13 protein-coding genes and 1 pseudogene are annotated in these 22,255 nt (G+C 49.8%); 4 read left to right on the top strand and 10 right to left on the bottom strand.

The window, feature by feature from the left end; all coding sequences use genetic code 11:
* Nucleotides 1–8: 8 nt before the first annotated feature.
* Nucleotides 9–5,198 carry a DEAD/DEAH box helicase gene (locus BCS37_RS00320; RefSeq protein ID WP_069179611.1) on the bottom strand — a complete coding sequence of 1,730 codons (5,190 nt, stop codon included), beginning with the start codon at nucleotides 5,196–5,198 and terminating at the stop codon, nucleotides 9–11.
* Nucleotides 5,199–9,326, bottom strand: coding sequence for a DNA-directed RNA polymerase subunit alpha C-terminal domain-containing protein (locus BCS37_RS00315; RefSeq protein WP_069179610.1), 4,128 nt, complete (start codon nucleotides 9,324–9,326; stop codon nucleotides 5,199–5,201). It abuts the gene before it with no gap.
* A gap of 836 nt (nucleotides 9,327–10,162) precedes the next feature.
* Between BCS37_RS00315 and BCS37_RS00305 the strand changes: the two genes are divergently transcribed.
* Both BCS37_RS00305 and BCS37_RS12155 read left to right on the top strand, forming a co-directional pair.
* The gene (locus BCS37_RS00305) at nucleotides 10,163–10,975 is read left to right on the top strand and encodes a hypothetical protein (RefSeq protein ID WP_083205743.1); all 813 of its coding nucleotides are present in this window, start codon (nucleotides 10,163–10,165) and stop codon (nucleotides 10,973–10,975) included.
* A 97-nt stretch (nucleotides 10,976–11,072) separates the two neighbouring features.
* Nucleotides 11,073–11,200, top strand: a pseudogene (locus tag BCS37_RS12155) (secretion protein HlyD); the annotation flags it as partial.
* Nucleotides 11,201–11,220: 20 nt separating this feature from the next.
* Here BCS37_RS12155 and BCS37_RS00300 read toward each other — a convergent pair.
* Nucleotides 11,221–11,943 carry a DUF805 domain-containing protein gene (locus BCS37_RS00300; protein WP_069179608.1) on the bottom strand — a complete coding sequence of 241 codons (723 nt, stop codon included), beginning with the start codon at nucleotides 11,941–11,943 and terminating at the stop codon, nucleotides 11,221–11,223.
* Between the two features lie 326 nt (nucleotides 11,944–12,269).
* Here BCS37_RS00300 and BCS37_RS00295 point away from each other — a divergent pair, with 326 nt between their 5' ends.
* On the top strand, nucleotides 12,270–12,884 hold the full coding sequence (locus tag BCS37_RS00295) for a TNT domain-containing protein (protein WP_069179607.1): 615 nt from the start codon (nucleotides 12,270–12,272) through the stop codon (nucleotides 12,882–12,884).
* Between the two features lie 95 nt (nucleotides 12,885–12,979).
* Nucleotides 12,980–14,146, top strand: coding sequence for an MFS transporter (locus BCS37_RS00290; protein ID WP_069179606.1), 1,167 nt, complete (start codon nucleotides 12,980–12,982; stop codon nucleotides 14,144–14,146).
* 175 nt (nucleotides 14,147–14,321) lie between these two features.
* Here the strand turns inward: BCS37_RS00290 and BCS37_RS00285 are convergent, their stop codons facing one another.
* The 7 genes from BCS37_RS00285 to BCS37_RS00260 all read right to left on the bottom strand — a co-directional run bounded on the left by BCS37_RS00285 (nucleotide 14,322) and on the right by BCS37_RS00260 (nucleotide 22,132).
* Nucleotides 14,322–15,578, bottom strand: a complete 1,257-nt coding sequence (locus BCS37_RS00285; protein ID WP_083205742.1) for an ADP-ribosylglycohydrolase family protein — start codon at nucleotides 15,576–15,578, stop codon at nucleotides 14,322–14,324.
* A gap of 197 nt (nucleotides 15,579–15,775) precedes the next feature.
* Nucleotides 15,776–15,904 (bottom strand): hypothetical protein, encoded by a 129-nt coding sequence (locus BCS37_RS12320; RefSeq protein ID WP_257784611.1) that lies wholly within the window; start codon nucleotides 15,902–15,904, stop codon nucleotides 15,776–15,778.
* On the bottom strand, nucleotides 15,901–16,311 hold the full coding sequence (locus BCS37_RS00280) for a hypothetical protein (RefSeq protein ID WP_069179605.1): 411 nt from the start codon (nucleotides 16,309–16,311) through the stop codon (nucleotides 15,901–15,903). Before BCS37_RS00280 ends, BCS37_RS12320 begins: the two co-directional genes overlap by 4 nt.
* 97 nt (nucleotides 16,312–16,408) lie before the next feature.
* A complete protein-coding gene (locus tag BCS37_RS00275) occupies nucleotides 16,409–19,525 on the bottom strand; it encodes a type III restriction-modification system endonuclease (protein ID WP_069181502.1) in 3,117 nt (1,038 codons plus the stop codon).
* The gene (locus tag BCS37_RS00270; protein WP_006692348.1) at nucleotides 19,525–19,887 is read right to left on the bottom strand and encodes a HepT-like ribonuclease domain-containing protein; all 363 of its coding nucleotides are present in this window, start codon (nucleotides 19,885–19,887) and stop codon (nucleotides 19,525–19,527) included. Before BCS37_RS00270 ends, BCS37_RS00275 begins: the two co-directional genes overlap by 1 nt.
* Complete coding sequence (locus BCS37_RS00265) at nucleotides 19,884–20,189, bottom strand: nucleotidyltransferase family protein (protein WP_069179604.1); 306 nt, start codon at nucleotides 20,187–20,189, stop codon at nucleotides 19,884–19,886. The genes BCS37_RS00270 and BCS37_RS00265 overlap by 4 nt, the downstream gene beginning before the upstream one ends.
* A gap of 41 nt (nucleotides 20,190–20,230) precedes the next feature.
* Nucleotides 20,231–22,132: a site-specific DNA-methyltransferase gene (locus tag BCS37_RS00260; RefSeq protein WP_173862581.1), complete on the bottom strand. Its 1,902-nt coding sequence runs from the start codon at nucleotides 22,130–22,132 to the stop codon at nucleotides 20,231–20,233.
* Between the last annotated feature and the right edge of the window lie 123 nt (nucleotides 22,133–22,255).

Below are 22,255 nucleotides of genomic sequence, written 5' to 3'. Positions count from 1 at the left end.
TCCCTCCGTTAAAATAAATTTATAAACGCTTTTGCTTTGATCTCACCCACTTTCATGGATGTCCACCCCGCAACATCGAGCTTTTGTCTGTCATCCTCAAACACCATTATTTTCTTATCCTCCCAAAGAAGGAGAACTTCATATTCATAGTCCGTTCCCTGCACTTTGCATTTGCAATATGCCTCTGTCGGCAACGGTATGTGGCAATAATCAAAGTCCGCAAAGATTTCCTTGCAGTTATCTGGTATCATCACCATGAATTCACTCCAATTGTTATAACTGCACGGCCATGAATCGCCAAAACGCAGACAGTCTTCTGTAATTTCTGCTGTAGGCTTCGCGCTATGTTTCTCTTGAAAATCTTCGTCCGGTATCACAATCGCCTCGCCGCTAAATGCTTCGAGGAAGCGATATGCTTCACAACGGTCCAATATATTATGCACTGCCTGATTGTAATAATTTCTCAGGCAGCGATAGCAAGAAGGACTGCAATTACAGTTCTTTGTCAGCGATACAGCCTTGGACACGATCCGCTGGAATACCCCACAGTCCTCCGTCACAAGTCTTCTGACATGACCGGCACCTCCGGCAACGCCATCATACAAGATGATGGCGTATACCATGCTGTTCTCGTATCGAACCTTGTGAAGACATCCTTTAATGTCTGTTCTTTCGATATCCAGCTCATCAGACATTGCCTCCAAAAGTGCATACATTACAGAAAGCATGACCGCCTGATTCTTTGCTCTTGATGTCCCGAATACAATTTGTACGACATCCGTCTTAAACGCATGACAAAGGTCTTTCCGGTATAATCTGCCATTGCAATCCTTGTCCCAAGGGGTCTTATGTCTCTCTTCAATATATTTTGCGTTAGAATTAAAATCTTTTTTATTCTTACCGGATACAGAACTAATAGAATACCCACAACGATCACATACGAAGAAGTTATCCTTGCATACAACCATCAGTGAATCATTCGTAGAGGTTTCCATCTGTATCTTATGGCTTCCCTCAATCAGAAATGTCTTTTTGGTCATAATCTGACGCTGTGGGTCGCCAATATAATAATCCTCGCTCTTAAATGATCGATCCGGTTTTCTGAGCGGCACAGCCGTAGGCTTAGGTTCTGCAATAAACCCTTTTCTCGGCTCTATCGCTTTCTTCCATCTCGCTTTTTCTATGATTGAATGACAAGAGATACATTTTTCCCCGTCTTTAGATGGCTCCGTTCTTCTATAATTCCATGTCTTACAGAATTTATTCTTGCATTCTGCAATATAAACCTCTTCCCAGTCCTGTCCCGTAGTCTGCGGCAGTTTTCTTATATATCTGCTGGTATAAAGCATTCCATCCGCAACAACCTGTGCATCAGGAGCATATTCCGCAATTGCAAGCTGAAGATCGCGCACCATCTGAAGTTTTTTTCCGAATGGCGAGTTCGTTCCTTGGTATAGTTCAACCGTATCAACCGGAAAACCATATTTCGGAAGGACATTGTTTCTGACGAGGAACTCAATCAATTCGTTTCGCCCACGCTTATCGTCCGGGCTTCTGCGATAAGCCTTCAAGTGTCTTTCATAGTGCGCTGCTGCCTGAATGTCGTTCTTTCGTTTTAACCTGAAAATTTCCTTCCCATACCAGGCAACGGTATTTCTGAAATCCTCAACAGCAACCTTTAATACGCCATCGTCTCCGATAAGCTTTTCTGTCCACGACCAATCAGTAATTCCCATACCATCATGGAGATTCACAGGAATTGACTGTTTCAAAATATCAAAGAGCTCATTGGGTCTGCTTTTGATATAATCCACCAGTTTTTCGTAACCATCGTTATTCAGAAGTTCATTGGCATCGTTCCGATTATAAACCTCTTCGTAATGACCAAAGAAATCAGCCAATGCAACGGCAAAGATATGCCGTAGAACAACCTTTTCATTGGAGATCGAAAAAAGCGGAACCCCAATCTTCCCAGAAATCATCCGCTCAGGTTTATCAAAGTATGTAAAGTCATGTGACCCCAGCTTCGCATAGGTAAGTGCATACGCTGCAGAATGTATGCTTCGGCCCGCACGTCCTGCACGCTGAACATAGTTTGCGGGGGACGGCGGCATATTTCGAAGATATACGGTCTCCAGATCACCAACATCCACACCCATCTCAAAGGTCGTAGAACAGCTCAGTGCATTGATCTCCTTGTTGACAAACATCTCCTGATATGTTTGCTGCTCCGCTCTACCAAGCTGTGCAGTATGTTCTCTGATATGCATCGGACGCATCTGTTCGGTAGAATACAGTCTTGCAAAATGATTATCTGACAGCAAATCTTCATGAGAAACCCTTCGCAGCTTCCCATCGCACCTTATAGATACACACTTGTCCTGACAATTCGTCATCGTCGTTTTGCCACATTTCGCACAGACGAAAACAGGCAGAGCCTCAGAGCCGGCTTTCACTACAAAACGGTTGGTTGAAATATAGTACTCTGCTCCGCCATCATGGGTCATGGAGAATTCACTTTGCAAAAGAACGGACTCCCAGAATTTCGAAAGCAGATCAATTGCTTCCTCTTCGCTGATACCAAGCACTTGCATGGTTCTTTTCACTCGACCATTCTTAAATGAACCGCCATTCGATTTCCGCCTGGGAATCCACCCGCTAAGACCATTTTTCTTCCTCTCCGACTCCGACTGCTTGCATTTTACAAATCTTCTCGGAGATGCCGTATAATATATGTATTCACGGTCATCGTCCGTAAGATTGACGCCTTCCCCCTCAAGCGCACCATTATAGACCAAGTCCATCACAAGTAGGTGAAATAGTGCCACAACATCCTCGATGGACTTACCGTACTTATTGGCAACTGCTGTCATGAGTTGTGGATTATTTCCCTTATAGGAAAAATCCAATATTCCCATCGATACCAGGCTGGTACTTCTTCTGGCTCCGACCATCTCGTTTAGGACGGCAATCCATGCCTGATGTCTGCTAACCGCAGTAAGATTTTTCTTTCCGTCATCGCCCGGGTCAGCAAACGTCCTGTTTGTATCAAAGTAAGATGTAATTTCATCAACAAGAGTAACGATCTCCCAAGGATTTTTGTTGATACTGTCCTGATTCTCTTTAATTACATGCCAGATCCCCCTTCTGCGAAGGAATTCCTGATAGAAGGATGTCATATAGCACGCAAAGAAGGCCGCTTCACTGCGACTATCAGAGAATGAGAGGAACTGTCTTTTTTTTCTTATGGTTTCAATGACCGGTTTTGAAGCAATCGCCATAGAGAACAGTTCGCCGGTTGGCTGTTCTTCCTTGTTCTTACTCTTGAGCACTGCCTCGTGTTCCGGAAGCTGTTCGAAAAGCTCCGTGCCAAGCACTGCGGTAGCAGCATCGTATCCAAGATAAAACAGCTTCATATGACCTATATTACAGCATGGACACCGATGCTCACTTCGTGTCCCCTTAACTTCAGCCTTTCTGACTCGTATACGATTAGCAGTATCGCAATCACAGTCAAATTCTGATCTCCGGCTTTCGTGAAGAATCTTTCCACACGTTGCACAGATCAGAAAATCATTTTTTCCACATCCATTTTGCTCTGTCGCATCATCCTCATCGTCTTCCTGCTCATCCCACCGCTCATTCTGTTCGCGAAGGAGATACACTTCCTTCTCTTTGTCCCATCTGTCATGGGCGAATTCAAAGAAGCCATGCACTTCTTTTCCGGCGATACCGATGCGGCCGCAATCATCACACACTGCCGCCTCAAAAACTCTGTATTTCCCGTCCGGAGTATACTTGGAGCGGTTCAAGAAGATGCTCTTCCGCGCCCCGATGGTGATGTAAGCACCTTCAAGCGCACGTACGAACATGTGATATCTTGCCTTGATAAGTGCCATCTTATTCTTCTCTGCACGAGATGCGACATGGATAAGATTAACAATGTCATCTTCCGTAACAGGCATGAGGCTATTAACACGAGAGGTGATCTGCTTTACCGTCATTGGACCGGTCACACATTCACGAAGCGCCTTGTACAGCGTTGAGGACATACATAGATCGAACAGGGTTTCCGCATCGCTGAGGCTGCTGTCATACTCCACATGATATGCATCAAGAATTTCGTTCAGTGAACTTTCCGGATTGGAAAGTTCGGAAAATAGCCGAATAGGATAGTCAATCATCCAATTCGGGAATTCCGGCATGACCGTGTTAGATCGGATAATATCGTCCTCCTGAAATTTTGCCGCACACAAAGTCTCAGCAAATGTCACGATATCCTTATCCGCTTCCTTTCCTCCGAGAGTTGCACTGGTAAGAATATGCCGGACTTGCGCTGGATTACTGATTCTGGCCTTCAATCGTCTTAGGAGCAGTGATGTTTCCATTCCTGTTGCACCTCTATATATATGCGCCTCATCAAGAATAAGAAACTTTAACTTCGCCCCAGAGAATACCTGATCGTCGTTCGGCCGAAGCATCATGTATTCAAGCATCGCATAGTTCGTCACTAGAATATGCGGCGGTGTATTCTGCATTGTTTCTCTGGATAACACTTCATTAGGAAGTGGATTCAACACGCGACCGTTGGCATCCTTAAATATACGACCATATTCTGCTATGCCTTCCTCATCATTCTGTTTAGTGCTGCTGTTGTAAACACCAAAGGTAATATCAGGATAGTTCTTCAAAATCATTCGCAGGCGTTTCATCTGATCGTTCGCCAATGCATTCATCGGATAGATCAAAATTGCCCGCACACCACGGGAGAGTGTTCCGGCCTGTTTTTCCCGAAGCAGATAATTTATGATGGGCAAAACAAAACATTCTGTCTTGCCGGAACCGGTACCCGTTGTCACAACCAGATTATGCTCCTGGTTGATCTTTCGAATGGCTTTCTCCTGATGCAGATACAGCTTTCTCTGCAACTTGATCTCCTTGTCGTTTTCCGGCACCTCTTTTTCGAGATCTCTGAACAACGGAGAAAGTTCTCCCTCTTCAATCAGGCTTTCTATGTTCTTTCCTATTTCAAAGGAATCGCTAATATCAAGATAGGGCCCCTTCGCCACAGAATTCTCTTGATTCAATTCCGCAGCAAACTGGTTGGCATAGTCTCTGTCTGCAATATGAAAACTGGTCAATACATAGCTGATGAATTCAGCCTTTATGCTTTCAGACGCTTTCATCGGATTAAACATTTATTCCACCCTCGTCTTTCTGTATGTATATAAATCCGCCAGATAATAATATCTCTGCTTGTCGATTGTGGGTTCTCTATCAGTGATAGAGTAACGATTTTCCCCTGATGATTTGTCAAAATATCTGTAGTAATAGATACCGTCACCGTCCTCATTAGTAATGCTCAGTGTATGGTCGTTGATAAATACGATTTTCACAGGATTGATTTTATACAACTGAAATCCTTTTTCTGATATCTTGTCCTCAAAGGAAAATTCATAATGTCTCGTGCTTTGTCCCATAAAGAACATGACACCGTTGTACACAGGGCATTCTCTCTCTTCACTGTCCACAAACTGAATCCCCTTATATTCTATCCGTTCAATATACGTATTTCGAATATCAACGCTTCTTAAATCCCCTCCTTCCTCAAAGGTAATGTTTGTTATCTCTATCATACGTTGGTTGAATCTTAATTCATTTCTATCACCTATAAAAAGTGTACCCTCATCAAGAATCGTCTCATCTCCCAGAAAGATATTTTCAGACTCCTTTACGATGCTGTACGTATATTCATTTAAGGCAAGTTTAGACGTGCCGACAATAACCTCATCATTCAGGTTAAGAGGATAATCCTCAGCCCCTTCCGCTGTTTCTATGCGCAGCTTAAACTGCCCATTCGGATTGCCGATGAACCCCATGCCCTTATTCCAAAAAAGGGTGCTGTCATGATAGTCAAATTGCACTTCTCCTACGAACCGTTCCGTCGTCGATATACGTCCGATATTGTATTCCTGTATCTCCCGGTCTTTCGATATAGTAAGTATAAGATCGATCCATGTTGGATCGACTCCACCGGAATATGCAAACACTGCATTGCCATAATCAAAACAGCCCTTTGCCTCTTCCGTAATATCGACCGTACCGAGCTTCATATTGCAGGAACAGTCTTTGGGGGTCGCAATATATATTTTTTCGTTCTGTTTAATCTGTTTTATCCATGCCGTATACCCTCTGTTCCACTCCTGCCCTTCATTATTTCTAACATATACCCTAGGTATTTTGAGTTCAACCATTCCATCATCATAGGGAAAAGAAATCTCTTCATCGCTGCTATTAATCTCATATCTTTTCGAACTATGCAAACTCACAATATTTACATAGGCACCTTCAAAGTCCTCGCTGCTGAAATAAAAATCCCGATTGAAATTGATGGAGAATCCCTGTATAACTTTTACTGAAAATCTCGAAATAATTCTGTTTTTCTCTAAATCGACAATCTGAAAATTACAAGTCTGATCCTCTACCGTCTGAAGTGGTATGGTGTAAATAAAGCTGGTACCTGATACCTCCGGAGCAATGTCGCCTAGTCCAAGCCGCGTCGCGTTCATTGACACGACATACTTGCGCAGCTTTTCCTTATCATCCAATATAAGAAGAATGCCGGTTGCCTTTGTGACAACACAGTATTTATGCCCCTTCTTTGTAAATACCACTCCCGCGTCTGACGCAGGATGTATCACTCGGATGCCACTGTCTGGTGATCCATCTGAACGATCAAATGCTATGATCTGGTCGTCATATTTGACTACAAAATTCTCTCCAAGTCTCACAAAATATGACTTCCACCGGCTGCCGGCATCAATATCCGACACCTCACTCCCTATGAAATCCAAAGCGTTACATTCAGTTGTAAAGAAGGAATACGCTCCTTTTTCACAATCACGAACATCACATTCCTTTGAGTTTGAAAAACACAGATATTCTCTGTAAAGCGTATCCCCTGAATCATATATTTCTTCATCATCGCAGGATAAAACGATACGGATATGAAGGGTTCCGTCCCCCCTTTGCAGACACTTATTTACATCAACATGAAATCCATGCAATGTTTTTCCAAGTTCATTTCCGTAATAACTTAACGATCTGACATCAACATTAACATCTCCGGTGTAAACTAGAAGTTCAACTTTTTCAAATTCGGTCTTTTTAAGTCGTATATCGGGAAATGATATAATAACATCTGTCTCATTCTGTAGAATATATGCCGGCCGGATTCTCGTGTAATCAATCGCGATGCTTCTTGCTACAGAAACACTCGACTCATATTTCCTATCCTCTCTTGCTCTCTTTAACTTGCTCTCAAACCATTGATCACACAGAACATCCACATACAATTGCGCTGGCGCAATTGTATGGTTTATTATTCCATCGATCCTGCGAAGCATATGACAGATGAGCTTAATTGCATATCCAGTCCTGTATATAATGAGTTTGCGGATCCCCTCCTGGAAGGAATAAACTTTTGCACTGATTTCAAACCTGTCATCATCAGCCTCATCGCCTGTATTCAGCTTGTTTCGCAGTGCCATAACCATTCTTTCTATAATTGGATCATCCTCGATATACGTCCACTCCATATTTGTCTTGTAAAAATCAAAAAGAAAATCATACATCAGCATCCATGATTTTTTTGTGGTCAGTGCATGGACAACAATAGTAGATTTGTATTGAGACCCTTTTTCACTTGAGATAAACCACCTACGATTCTTCACTGTGGCTTCTCGTACGCAATCACAGAGTATATCTCGAAGTTGATTCATCTCATCTCTGTAACCGAACTGCGTCGTAATATATTTCCAAAAGCCGGACTCATCTCCGGAATCCCACTCTTTGGCATAAGAAATAACAGCAAGCGTAATTTGCATTTTTGCCCTTAGCGGGAATTCTATTCGAGGATCTCTCAGTCGCTGATTGATATATTTCTTTGTAATCGTATACAGACTTTCTTTCCGCTTCTCTGAAAGTATTTCATTTCCAAGAAGTGGATTTTCTGCAAAGGTTTTTTCAACCGGGATTTTCGAATCAATCTCGTATGGCTGCATATCTGACTCTATAGAACAAAATTCCTGCATTTCGTCCTCCATCTGTTGTTCTGCAAATCCATAAAGGTCTGCTATATCCTCGATGGAATATCCATGTCGGGCTATAAATGAGCGAAACCACAGTGTATCCTTATTGGATGGAATCATCAGTCTGCCGTTAATAGAGTAGGCATTCAGAAATGCAACGATCTTCTCATCGTTCACCGTTGACTGTGTTGTAACATATTCCATTCCAGTTAAAATTTTACAGTATTCCTCTATACTCATCCCCCTTTTACTGGCAAACTGACGAAAAGTCCCCGTGTTCTCGGGACAAAAATATTCCTGTTTAAGAATCGAGACAATTTTTCCACTGGATATAATTTCAAGTTCATCCATGAACAAACAGTCAAGTCTACTTTCTTTTATTTTGGTCTGTATATATTCCGGCATCATGTTCAGGAAGAAGCATTTTATTGCATCGTCTGATACAAATATGGCTGCGCAGTCACCCGTACCATTGCTAAGAAAGTACGCTTTTATTCCTTTATCAGATTCAATGCTTTCGACTTTCTTCTCTATCATGTTGAGAAGAAGCCCCTCATCTGACGCAGTCATTTCTCTATTCAGCCAGTTTCCACGATTTCTACCTTTATTTAAAATTTGCTGTATTCTGGATCGAGTAACATTGTACCATTCTGTAAGCCATCCAGGCTTAAACCCGTAGCCTTCTTTAAGTCTCTTTACAGTCTCAACATCTAGAGCTCTTTTATGCCTTTCATCCACAGAGGTACATTTCACTCTATCATCAGCAAAATAGTTAAATCCTTCTTCATGTATTTTACAAATGATTCTTTTCAGTTCATCTGCAGTCTTTGCCCCCATCCCTCGGACAGAATTCATATCGTCTCTAGTCATTTTGAGGATTTTTCCAACTGTATCAAACCCACTGTGAACAAGTCCATTTCGTAAACGGGTACTAATATCCAAGTCATAAACCGAAACATTTTCAATCGCTTCAGGAATCACATATTGCTCAAAAGATTCCTCTTCTCCATAATCCTCCACAAGTTGAAAACCACTACCGCTGATCTCTTCAATAGTTTCCTTAATGTCCTCATAACTTTTCACACCAAGATTGCGAATGTCAAGAAGCGATCCATGTTCATAGGCTGTTACTAATTCTGCCAGCGTTTCTATACCCGCACGTTTAAGTGCATTATATGACCGCACCGATAAATCTATTTCGTCTATACTTATCTGTTCATATCGTAAATCATTCATGATACAACGCTCCATACACGCCCTAAGATCATTTTCAGAAAATGCATTTCACGGATTTAAACCAAAAAATGAAGTTCATCAGATTGGTTGAATGTCTACTCTACCAGGGAAACAAGCCAGACACATAGTAATAATGTCTATGTGGAAGATTTATTGACGATGGCAGAGCAAAAAGGATGCGCTAAGATGGTGGACAATTTTATTTAGATATTCCTTGGTCTTTCTCGTATAGTGGAATTTAAAACATTGAAACATCATTAACTTTTGCTCTAACCTATCACTCTAATATTAATATTATAATTCCTTCTACATAAGTTTTTTCCTGCTTATCGAAAAATATATTTTGGAACTTCTTCCTGCTATCCATACCTCCTCACCTCACTTCCATCCCCTCACGAAATGCCGCCGTCAGCCCCTTATCTACGCCCACAGACACGTACTCCACCATGCATATTGTTGTAGCAGTAGATGACGCGCCTGCACTTATCCGTGAAATACCAGACTTTAGCCTCAAAGCAGCTCGACACCTGTCCACATTTCTTGGTGAGAAATTCTGGTGTGAACATCTTTTGAACTCTCGCGCAGTCCATGTATTTCTTGTTGCCGAGGATGCCCTTGATGTTATTGGCGACCCATTTCTCCTTGCCCGCGACCGTCAGAATATGCCGCGCAGTCAGCTCATTGGTCTCAAGCTTCGCAGATAAATAATCTGCTGTAGACCTTGAAACATCTATCATATTGACAAATAAAATAGCATGAGCGACATCTATTTGATATAATTAATCAACGATCAAAAACATCCAATGATTCTTTGCATTTTAAAAAGGAGGCGCTCGATGGCAGGATTTCGATACATCAGAGGATGGGGCATGCTCGCCGCACTTTGCGCCTCTCTCCTCACAGGCTGCTCATCGACGCTCGCGACGGAGGGCAGCGATCCGTATACGGCGGACGATGTGATCGAGATGGTGGAGAAGGAGTTTTCCTCCTGCAATCCACAGCTCGTTTTGGAGGAGACGCAGACCGAGAAGGAAAAGCCGTTCGAGCGGCGCATCTACGTCCTGCGCGACACGGCAAATGACTTCACCTTCTCATGCAGCGCGGTCGTTCGCCGCCCGACGCTCCCGCGCCCCGGTGCGGAGCGGAACACGAACGCGTTCTTTCAGTATGCGGCGGGCTATGCAGCGCATCTGAATGCAGCGATTGGACGCGTGGCGGAGGAATACGGCTTTCGCGCCGCAACCACCGAGGAGGCGGAGGCACTGATTCATTCGGGGGCGAAACGCAAACACCTCGATCGGGAGGTCTCGCTCTTTGACGAGGGAGACTTTATCTTCGTCACGGACGGCGCACGGGGCGCGGATCTGGCGGCGGTCTGTAAAAAGCTCCACGCGCTGTACCGTCCAAACGGGGACGGCACTGTTCTCTCCGCGCTGTACGGGCGCAAGATCACATTCTACTACCTGCCGCCGAACGAAACGGATCGGACGCGGGCGGTCTTTATCGCGTTCTTTACGCTGAAGGGTCCGAACGACTGGGCGGCGACGCTCGCGGACAATCCCGGTTCTTCATCGAACGAAAAGGATGTCACTGCGTTGGAGCAAAATCTCGCGCGCTACTTCGACAACTGTCTGCGCAATGCGCGCTAGGAACACAAAAAGGGGCTGCTGCACGAAGCTGGAAAACTTCGTGCAGCAGCCCTTGTCATTAGGGAATCGCTGATAAAATAGACCCTCAGATTGGCGTAGATTTTTTCGTCCGAACAAGGAGACAAACCGGACGCATAGCAGGGGCTATGTGGAGGATTTGTCGACACAGTGCGGGCAAAAAAGATGCGCTAAGATGGCGCGCTGAATTTATCAGTGCTTCCTTAGATGGGGAGGTGTGCGGACAGCTATGCCAGTGGATCGTCGCCGTATGCGTTCGGGCCGTCCGTCCCCTTTTTCACCCACAGGAAGATCAGAACCAAGAGGTTCAGCAGCGGGATCAGCATGAGCAGGGAGAGCCAGCCGCTCTTGCCCAGATCATGCCAGCGGCGGATGATGAGCATAAAGGTGCCGACGCTGAGAACCACCATGAGGAGGAGCGGCAGCAGCGCGAGCAAATGCATCACCGTAGAGGAGGCTTCTGTCATTTCCGTCATGACGGTCGACATCACCGACGAGAGGACACTCAGCAGAAACCCGCGCAGGATGAACGGTTTGCGGTTGAGACGCCCCCGATAGGTGAAGAACATATCCTTGATGCTCTTCGCCGATGGTGGCTGTCCCGCCGCAGCACCGCCGTATGCGCCCGTCTGCTGCTGTGCCGCTTGGTACGGCATCTGCTCCATCGGAGGGCTCTCCATCGGAGCGTGCTGCATCTGCGGCGGCTGTCCGCCCGTTCCTCCTCCCATTGCTCCCCCGACGGCTCCTCCGGCTGCAGCGCCCATGCCGCCGGCAGCAGCTCCCATCGAATGTGTCGGCGGGGGCTCCTGCTGTGCTGGGCGCGGCGGCTGCGCAGGAGCTGCTGAAGGGGCGGCGGGACGGGGCGGAGCGGCCGCGACCTGCGTGCCGCAGTTCGTACAGAACCGCTCCCCCGCATTCAGCTGATTGCCGCAGTTTTCACAGAACGCCATGATGATTCCTCCTTATCGAAAAATAATTTGTGCTCTGTTCTTGGGAAGCACTGATAAAACAGTCTCTCAGATTGGCGTAGATTTTTCGTCCGAACAAGGCGGAAAACCGGACGCAGAGTGGTGCTCTGTGGAGGATTTTCCGCCGAAGTGCGGGCAAAAAAGATGCGTCAAGATGGTAGTGCTGAACTTATCAGCGATTCCCTTGTTCCATTATAGTCGAAAATGCGACGGAAGGTACTGTAGTAAATGACAGCTTGACAAAATTTTTATTGATATAATATGATATAAATATCGAATTGTTTGACGTTTCAGAAAGGAGAAATTCCATGACAATCCGATTCCCCATCCGCATCATTGCCGCCGCACTCTTCGCGCTGAGTGCCGTTCTCGGTGCACCGAACGCACAGGACGCACTGCTCGCCATCGGTACGCCCGCCGCTGCAGCACAGGAGGCACAGACAGAGCCGAGCTACTGGCAGATGTACTACAACTTCGCCCCGCCGACGGATGAGTTTATCGCAGGGCTCGCCGCCGAGCAGGGTGTCGCCTATACCCCGGGCAAGAAGGGTGAGGCACGTTTTTACGCCGATGACGGCCGCCCGATCTATCCGAGCAACGATGGTGCGGTCGGTCTGATCGTGACCGTCACGCTCCCTGCGGGCGATGTGCTGACGCGCTACGGGAAGCCGACGGGACGGTATGTCTCACCGGACGGCATGACGTTCGAGCAGCGGGCACTGCCGAGCACGACGAGTGAGGGCGACTTCCACGTCTACTGCGTTGAGCGGCCCATCGACGGTGTGCAGAAAGGGAAGATCGCGCCGTGGTTCGGACGCACAGGCGGCGGCATCCAGTACAAGCTCCCCGACCGCATCGTGAATCTGATGGAGGCGTCTATGCTGCGTGAGGTGGACTTGGCCGAGGAGAAGGAAGCCGCATAATCCGCGCACGTCGTAGAGCAAACTTTTTTCTTGCATTCTCCCCTCCCTGTTTCTATAATGCAGGTAAGTATCTGCAAAGACAGGGAGGTTTTTCTATGAGGATTCCATTGCGTCAATATATGGCGCTGCTCGGCATTACGATTGCCGCATTTATCTTTAACACATCCGAGTTCATACCGATTGCGCTGCTCATCGATATCTCGAAGTCGTTCTCCATGACGGAGGCGGCGACGGGGCAGATGATTACGATCTATGCGTGGGTGGTTGCTCTGCTCTCGCTGCCGCTCATGCTGCTGACCTGCCGCATGGAGCTGAAACGCCTCCTGCTGCTGATGGTCGCGCTCTTTGGCCTCGGGCAGCTCGTCTCCGGGCTCGCGACGAGCTATGATGTGCTGCTCGGCGCACGCATCATCGTCGCCTGCGCGCACTCGATTTTCTGGTCGATTGCCGCACCGCTTGCAACGCGCCTCGTGACGCGCGAGCATCGCCCGATGGCACTCGGCATGATCGTGACGGGCAGCTCCGTCGCGACGATTGTCGGGCTGCCGCTCGGGCGTGTGATCGGCCTCGCGGCGGGGTGGCGCATGACGTTCCTGCTGCTCGCCGTGGTTGCCGCCATCGCGTTTGTCTATCTCGCGCTTCTCCTGCCGAAACGGGCACCGGGAGAGGGGTTCACCATCGGCGAACTGCCGTCTCTCGTCCGCCAGCCTGCGCTCGCGTGCATTTACATCATGACGGCACTCTTTGCGACGGCGTACTTCACGATGTACAGCTACATCGAGCCGTTCCTGCACAATGTTGCGGCGTTCTCGCCCGATCTGATCACAGTCGCGCTCATGCTGCTCGGGGTCAGCGGCATCCTCGCGAGCCTTGTTTTCTCCAGGATGTATGGAAAGCGCCGCTTTTTCCTGCTGCGCTGGTGCCTTGTCGGGGTCGCGGCCATGCTCTTCCTCTGGCAGGCGGCATCCATCTCCGTCGGCACGATGATCGTGCTCACGATGCTGCTCGGGGTACTCGCAACGCTCTACAACACGATGTTCCAGGCGGAGGTGCTCGCCATCGTCCCGCGCGACGCATCGACCGTCGCGACGGCGATCTACTCGGGCATCTTCAACCTCGGCATCGGCAGCGGAACGTACATCGGCGGGCTCGCGGCGGGGGACGGCCACCTCGCCCACATCGGCTACATCGGCGCACTGATTGCCGGTGTCGCTGCCCTCCTCTGCCGCTGCGTCTACGTGAAAGACGTGCAGGGGAGATAACTCATACACGAAAAACCCCGCCGCATTCGGAGCATACCGAACGCGACGGGGTTTTTTTGAGGGGAGCAAAGAATGATAGGATGACGCTGCCATCGTGTGTCCTATCCTTTTCTGCTCTCGTACGATAAGATATTTCAAAGAAAATCCTGCATTTGCAGAGCCAAGCTCTTTGTCATCAGATCTTCTGTTCATGCGAGACAGCGTCAATCTCTCTCAGTCGCCGCAGCCATTTCAGCATGGAACCATTCTCAAAGCACGGTTTCAATGCGCCGCCACTTAGATGCTCCGCGCGAACGGCACCCGTGATAAGCGCAAAGACACTCTGCGCGTCCATTTTACTCACATCGGCAGCAGACATACTGCGCTCACTCCACTCGATCCCATGTGACTCGAGTATATCCGCATAGTTCATCAGATGATACGCCGGATATTCCTTCGCGAACGCATAAAATTCATCCTCGAACACCGTAATAGAACCGATGAACCGAATTGCAGCCGTTTCTCCCTCATGCACACGAACACTGCCATCCGCCGGCTCCTCAGATCGCTCCATCTCCGCAAATTTGCCGATGTACTTCGTCAGCACATGGAATGTCTCCCGAGGTGTGCCGTGAGTCCCCTGCCATTCGTCATATACTGCACGCAGCCGCCCATCGAGATAGGAAAGCGCCTGTGCCCGCATCCAGTCGGGAATGCCGTAGTACGCCTCGGCGATCGCGCCCGTGATTGCGGCGATGGTGTCGCTGTCACCGCCGAGCGAGATTGCCGTGCGGATCGCATCCTCAAAGGATGTGGACTCAAGGAAGCACTCAATTGCCTGCGGAACGGTCTCCTGACAGGTCTCGTTGAAACGGTAACTATCCCGAATGCCGTTGATGGAAAAATCCAACGGATAGTAATTCCGCTCTATATACCCCTTGATTTCCCGCCTGTCAGCACCCGTACATGCCATATGGATCGCAGCAGCGGTCGCCTTCGCGCCCTTGATTCCCTCGGGATGGTTGTGCGTGACCGCAGTCACAGCCTCTGCAAGGAATAAGGCTTCCTCCGCATCGCGCGCAGCGAATCCGGCAGGACTCACGCGCATCGCCGCACCGTTGCCAAAACTGTGATACGGCTGCGGATCGTCGCTGAACATCCACTGATGGAACCGTCCGCCATACCCGCAGTTCGGATAGTGCCGCCCGATGTCCTGCATACAGCGCACCGTGTTCTCGCCGAGCAGCGCGCGGAACGCCTCCGCACCGTCGCTGTTCTCGGACATATACGCCGCTGCTCTCTCCGTCTCCATGATCGCCTTTGCCACGGCGAGCGTCATGATGCTGTCATCCGTTGCAAAACAGCCCTTGCCAAAGAGATCAAACTCCTTGCTGCGGTGATTGTTGAACTCGAACCGCGAGCCAACGATATCGCCAATGATTGCTCCGATCATATACGCCCTCCTAAAATCATGCTTTTGCATCCATTATACCATAATATACGCATCAACATGACCGCATTCATGCGTGATGACGTACGACAAAATTCCGTAAAAGGGGGAATCGCCGTCGGCCGCGATCCCATCCATGCATAACAAGGGGGCTGCTGCCGAAGGTTTTAGCTTCGCACAACAGCCCCCTTGCTGTGTACTTAGTTCCAATACTTGCTCAGCATGATGTACTCCATGCGGTTGCAAAAGAAGAGGTGTTCCTCGCCCCCAATGCCATGACAGCCACTGCTGGTTTCTGTCACTGCAAGACCGTTGTCCCATCCGCTCACATTCGTCCCACCTGACGCTTCATCAAATCAAATGCTTCCTGTTCGGGGCTATTGGGGCTCACTTTCTGCGGCTGCCGCATGGTTGATGCGAGAACAGAGACTGTTCCCGACCGCTTATCTTCGGAAAAGTTCACATAACCACGAGGTTCCAAATCCCCATTTTCATAGGTGCGTCCATCACCCGCCGTATAAGTAAGGTGATAGTTGAACGCGCAGATGATCAGCTCAGAGTCCGTGTCCCTCGTAATGACGCACGAGGAGAGATCAAATGCCGAGCCGCCCCGATTGCCCGTATTCCATATCGGATAGTTCGCATCCCCGTTCGCATACATGATGGCAAGGCAGGTCTGCGGAACGAGACAGAGCAGAAATACTGTGACCACCAAAAAATGATGAAGTTTCCTCATGTAAAATCCTCCTCACAACTTACACAAACTTGCCGTGCATGGCATCCGTCCCATGTTCTCCGTTATAGCACCGCACGCAGCAACGCTGCGGCGCACATCACGTCATCACGCTGTTGAGCAGCGTCTGGAAATCATTCACATGCTCATAGATAACGCAGTCACTATGCAGTTTTTCAAACAGCTTCTTTGCACACGCTATTTTTGCCTCCTCAATCGGACGAAGCTGGAGCGAGGACAGCGTTCCCTTCGTCTCCGCGACGAAGTAGATGTGACGCACCTTCCCCTCGCGAAACACAATCGCCCAATCCGGCGCATAGCTGCCGACCGGCGTCGGGATGGCGAACCCGCGCGGCAGCTTCGCATAGATCAGCACCTCGTTCCCGCCGTCGAGATCCTGGGCAAATTTCCTCTCCACATTACCGTCCGTGAACACATAGTTCTGAATCGCCTTCTCCGCCTCGTATGCCTCGCTGTAGGGGCGCTTCTCCGTGGCAAAGATACTCGCATCGTAGCTGCCCTCGATCGTATTGTACTCGATGTGATCGACGATGCGTGTCGCTTTCTGCTCGAGGATGAGCCGCGTCACCGTACGGATAAACTCCTCAGGATTGCAGCGGTAGCCTGCGAACACCTCGGTCTTAATCCCCTGCAAAATCTCTGCGACCGTGCGCCGCGTGAGTGTCGTCCCCGCCGCAATACGCCCGATCAGATCATACGTCACCGCAGACCCCTGTGCGCGTTTCAGCGTGCTCGTCCGACTCTTGCCGTAGGCAAAGCTCGTGCCGTCCGCCACCATGCCCACATCCAGATCCGTCTGCTGACTGCCATAGGTGATCGTGTATTGGAGACGGCTGACACGCAGCTCAGCGTTGATATGGTCGATGGCCGCCCGTACGAGTTGTCTCGTGTCAAATGAGACCGTATAGGCGTACTTGTGATTAATCCTCTTCCAGAGTTCCTGAAACTCTTTCTGATAAAATCGCTCGTTCAGCTTATTCTCCGGTGTCTTCGTCGCCCCCGCATCCGAAATCATCGTGCGCAGCACACTCTCGTCATAGATTGCCTGCACGAGGCGATGAACCCCCTCCGTCATGGGTGTGAGAACCTCAGGCAGAGGCTTGAGCGCCCCCGCTGCAAGTGCCGTACGATAGTCCTCCGTCACATGCCCGTCATCGTCGATATAGTCATGTTGCAGGAGATATTTATAGATCACCCGCGCCGCCTTCTCATCCAGCTCCACCGCCGTACCATCCGCCGACTGTACCGTCTTCCCCTTGAAATACGCCTCCGTCGCCGCCTTCGGACGATCGTACAGCTCCGCCTCCATCTGCTTTTGCAGATCGCCGACGAATCCCGCATAGCTCTCGCTCGCGATCACCGTCAACACATTCACCTCATGCACCGCATCTCCCAGCACCATCCGATCCATCCGCTGGCCCGTCTGATCGACCGCAAGGCGCAGGCCTCTGCCCACCTCCTGCCGCTTCGCCGTCACACTCGCCGCGTGCTTCAGCGTACAGATCTGGAACACATTCGGATTGTCCCAGCCCTCGCGCAGCGCCGAGTGGGAGAAAATCACACGCGTCGGCTCATCGAACGAGAGCAGCCGCTCCTTATCCTTCAGGATCAGATCATACGCCGAGATGTCGTCCGACAGATCCGATCCGCGCCTGAGACTGCTGTCCACCGCGCGTCCCGTCTTCTTGTCAATGCTGAAATACCCCGCGTGTATCTTTTCTACAGGCACATCGTCCAGATATTTCATATACGCAGGGTCAAAAATATCGCGGTTTTCGTTCATCACCGCGCGGTACTCCTCCTCGAAGATCCGCCCGTACTCCCCAAGCACGGCATTTCCATCTGCATCGTACTGACGGTACTTCGCCACCTCGTCGATGAAGAACAACGAGAGCGTCTTGATCCCGCGTGCGAAAAGCCGCTGCTCCTTCTCAAAATGCGAGACAATCGTCTCACGGATCTGCACCCGCCGGAGATCCGCCTCCGATACGTCGCCCTGCACATCTCCCGTATGGAGCGTTGTACCGTTCAGGAAAAGCACCGTCCCCGCAGCGGCATCGATGTGCTCCACCACATAGCCCTCGTACTGCGCCATCCCGCCCGAGAGATGGCAGAGATTGTCCCCCTTAGAAACAATGCGCAGCGTGCGCCGCACCCCGCCCTTTTGCGCTACCTCGAACTCGATCCGCGCACGCGGCGGCACCTTCGGCGAGAGCACGATCTCCGCGAGATAGAGATAGCGCCCCACACCCGGCAGATTCTTCACCTCGAACCCCTTCACCTCGATCTTCTTCACGAGGCGTGCATTGTAGGCGTCCACCGCATCCAACACATAGACGAGATTGTGACGCTCCGCGTGCGTCGCCGAATAGTTCAGCGTAAAGAGGGGAGCGAACTGCGCGAGCGCCTTCTGCGTCACCGAGCCCTTCTTTCCCATCTTTTGCGGCTCATCGAGAATGAGGATCGGACGGTTCGCCGCGATCACATCGATCGGACGACGCGAGCCGAACGCATCGCGCTTCGAGTAGATGATGCGCGCCTCCTTATTCCCGCCGCGTCCCTCGATCGACTTCTCCTCGTTCAGCGAGGCAGCGAACGCCTGCGTGTTGATGATCATCACCGAGAGCCCTGCATCGGCAGAGAATGCGTCCAGCTGATTCAGATTCGCACTGCTGTAGACGAAGAACCGCGCCTTCTTCCCATAGTGCTCCATGAAATGCTCCGCCGTCATTTCGAAGGACTTCTTTACGCCCTCGCGGATGGCGATGCTCGGCACCACCACGATGAACTTGCTCCAGCCATAGCGGCGGTTCAGCTCGAACATCGTCTTGATATAGACATACGTCTTGCCCGTGCCCGTCTCCATCTCCACATCCAGCGCACACGCACCGAGCGGCGCGGAGAGCGTATCAGACAGATGGAGATTGCGTGCGCTCTGCACCCTGCGGATATGCGCGAGCAGCTCCCCCTGCGTCAGATGCAGCTTTTCATTCCGAAAACCATCGTCCGCCTCCGCCGTGAGAAGGGGGGCATTCATGTAGCTCTCCTGCACCGGCAGCAGATTTCCCTGCGCCGCGCCCGTCCCAACATCACGCAGATACGTCGTGCGCGCGGCATACGGCTGCCCCTCGAACACACGGACAACCGCCTCCACCGCATCCGTCTGATACGGCTGCACCGTAAAGTGAAACTTCATCAGCAATCACCCGTATTCTCATATTCTGTCAAACAGCGCTCCAACTGCTGGATCAGGATGGGCAACTCCTCAAAAACAACCTCTGAAATAATATTCCAGTTCGTCCCGTCATAATCATGCACAAGGCGATGCCTGAGCCCTGCAATCATCGTCCATGAGATTTCAGCATGTTTCGCCTTATACGCTGCGGACAAATAATAACAGTGCTCTCCCATATTGTATAACGGCGTTGTGACAAGCCATTGAAGCGGCAGCTGCGTCAGCAACTCCTCTTTTTCAATGTCGTTTTTTCGGATATATTCCTGCAACTGAACAGCATAGTCATAGATCTTTTGAACCCTTTGCCGATCCGAGTACTTCATGCCACCAAAACCTTTTCTTTCATAATCGTTTGATAGAAATTACTGTTCGGGTTGACCTCTGCGATTTCAAAAACATCCACGTTTTTCTTGAGCACCTCGCGCAGCTCCTCCGCCAAGGCAAAAATCATCGTTCGCCGAAACATTTCTCCACCAAAAACAAGAAAATCCAAATCGCTGTTCTCGTCCGCTTCCCCGCGTGCGTACGAACCAAACAAATAAATTTCCTTCACACGGTATTTATCAGCAAGCGGTTTCACCGCTGCAGCAATCTGTTCCATGGTAAATACAGACGTTTGCATCATGACTCCTCCTGTTCATAATGATTCATAGCGCAGGTGTTACACTACAGCACCCGCCGCACCGTTGCGGGGCTGTACGCCGCAAAGATCTGGTCAAAGTTCGTCAGCGCAGAGTCGTCTGCCATCGAGGCATCGCGGAATACGGCATAGTAGGGCTTTCGCTTTGCGATTGCCGTCACCGTCTCATCCGTCACAGCGCGGTCAAAACACGCGAGGAGGAAGCCGTCCGCGACGTTAAAGACCCGCCGCCCCGCGATCTCCTCCACCGCAATCGGCTCCGAGAGCAGAATGCCGAGATCGAGCATCGTCTGAACGAGCAGATCCTCCGGCGTGCGATCCGCCTTCACATTATCCACCTGCGCGAAAAGCCCGTCCTGCGTCACCGCATCGGGCGCATAGTAGACATCGGTCATATTGCTCGTATCGAGCCGCAGACAGCGGAATCCAAGATCAAGCCCTGCCGCCTTCTCGCCCGCCTCAGCCGCGATCTTCGCTCCCGCACGGCGGATGCGCTCCTTGCCAATCTCGCAGATATTCCGATAGCCAGCTTTGTAGGCTGTACCGCCCTCGTCCGTCGCCTCGGGCAGCTGCACCATGATGAACTTTCGATGACCACCATCCTCGGCGTTCAGCTGCATCACGGCATGAGCGGTTGTGGCAGAGCCAGAGAAGAAATCGAGGATAAGAGCGTCTTCATCCACATTTGCCACCCTAAGAATACGTTTTAATAGGCGAAGCGGTTTCGGGCCAGCAAAATATCCTTTGTCCTCAAATAGTCGTTTTACTTCCTGTCTACCTTCTTGATTGTGCCCAACATCCTCGTGTTGCCATATTGTCGTCGGGGTCATACCTTGCTGAACATCTGCAAGGTATCGCTTTATTCTTGGCGTATTCCCCCCATTTTCACCAAACCACACTCTTCCTTCTTCTATGAGTTTCTCCATGCGTTCTCTATTCGTAAACCAACATCTTCCATCTGTCGGACGAATTACTGTTCCGTTGGGCGTCGTAATAGGATAGTCGTATGTAGCACTGTATGTTTTTACGGTCATATTGTCTGCTGTCCATGGTCCTCTTGGATCATTGTCCGGATTTTTATAGCGTGCATTGGCTATTTCAGAACGAGGCAATAATCCAATGGAAAAATTCGTTATATTCTTCGCATATACAACAATAAAGTCATGACTTGCAGAGAAATATTTTGCGTCATTTTTCGGTGAAAAAGCCCTTTCCCATATAACTGTTCCTACATAATTCTGCTCACCGAAAATCTCATTGCAAACCTTCTTGAGATTCTCCTGCTCACTGTCATCAATACTGATAAAAATTACCCCATCATCCGCAAGCAGACTCTTCGCCACTCTGAGACGCGGATAGATCATATTCAGCCAGTCCGTATGAAAGCGTCCGTTGCTCACATTGTTCGCACGCAGATCATACTGCATCGCGCCGTCCTCGTCGCGCCACCCGTTCACCGCATGGAACTCCCCGTTCTCCATCGCAAAATCATCATCGTACACAAAGGCGTCATTCCCTGTATTGTAAGGCGGATCGATATAGATCATCTTTACCTTGCCGAGGTACGTCTCTTGGAGCAGCTTCAGCACATCGAGATTATCCCCCTCGATGTAGAGGTTTTCGCTGTCGAATGCACCCGCCGTGCCGTCCCGCCCGACACTGTCTTCCACGATGGGACGCAGCGCCATCGCAATCGGCGCATTTGCCGCGAGGATCGCCTGCCGCTTGTCCGGCCATGTGAACGCATAGCGCTCCTCGCGCCCCTCCACGATCTCACGCGCGAGCTCCTGCCGCAGCACATCGAAGTCAATCGCCTGCACGAGCTTCCCGTCCCGCATGACCTCCGTCAGCGCATTCGGGAACAGCCGCCCCACCGCCTCGATATTCTGCGCCACATTGTCCCTGCTGTGCATCTTCATCCGCTCCATCGCGCTCTCTCCTATTCTCCTGCGTTATACCGCTCACATTCATATCACATTATATCATATCTGCACAGCATCGATCCTTTGCCATCGGTATGTCGTAAGGCCACTCTTGCCCCAACCGCGCAA

Source organism: Selenomonas sp. oral taxon 920, assembly GCF_001717585.1.
GTDB lineage: Bacteria > Bacillota > Negativicutes > Selenomonadales > Selenomonadaceae > Centipeda.
Note: the sequence above shows the minus strand (reverse complement) of the source record. Positions and strands in the feature narration are given on the sequence as shown.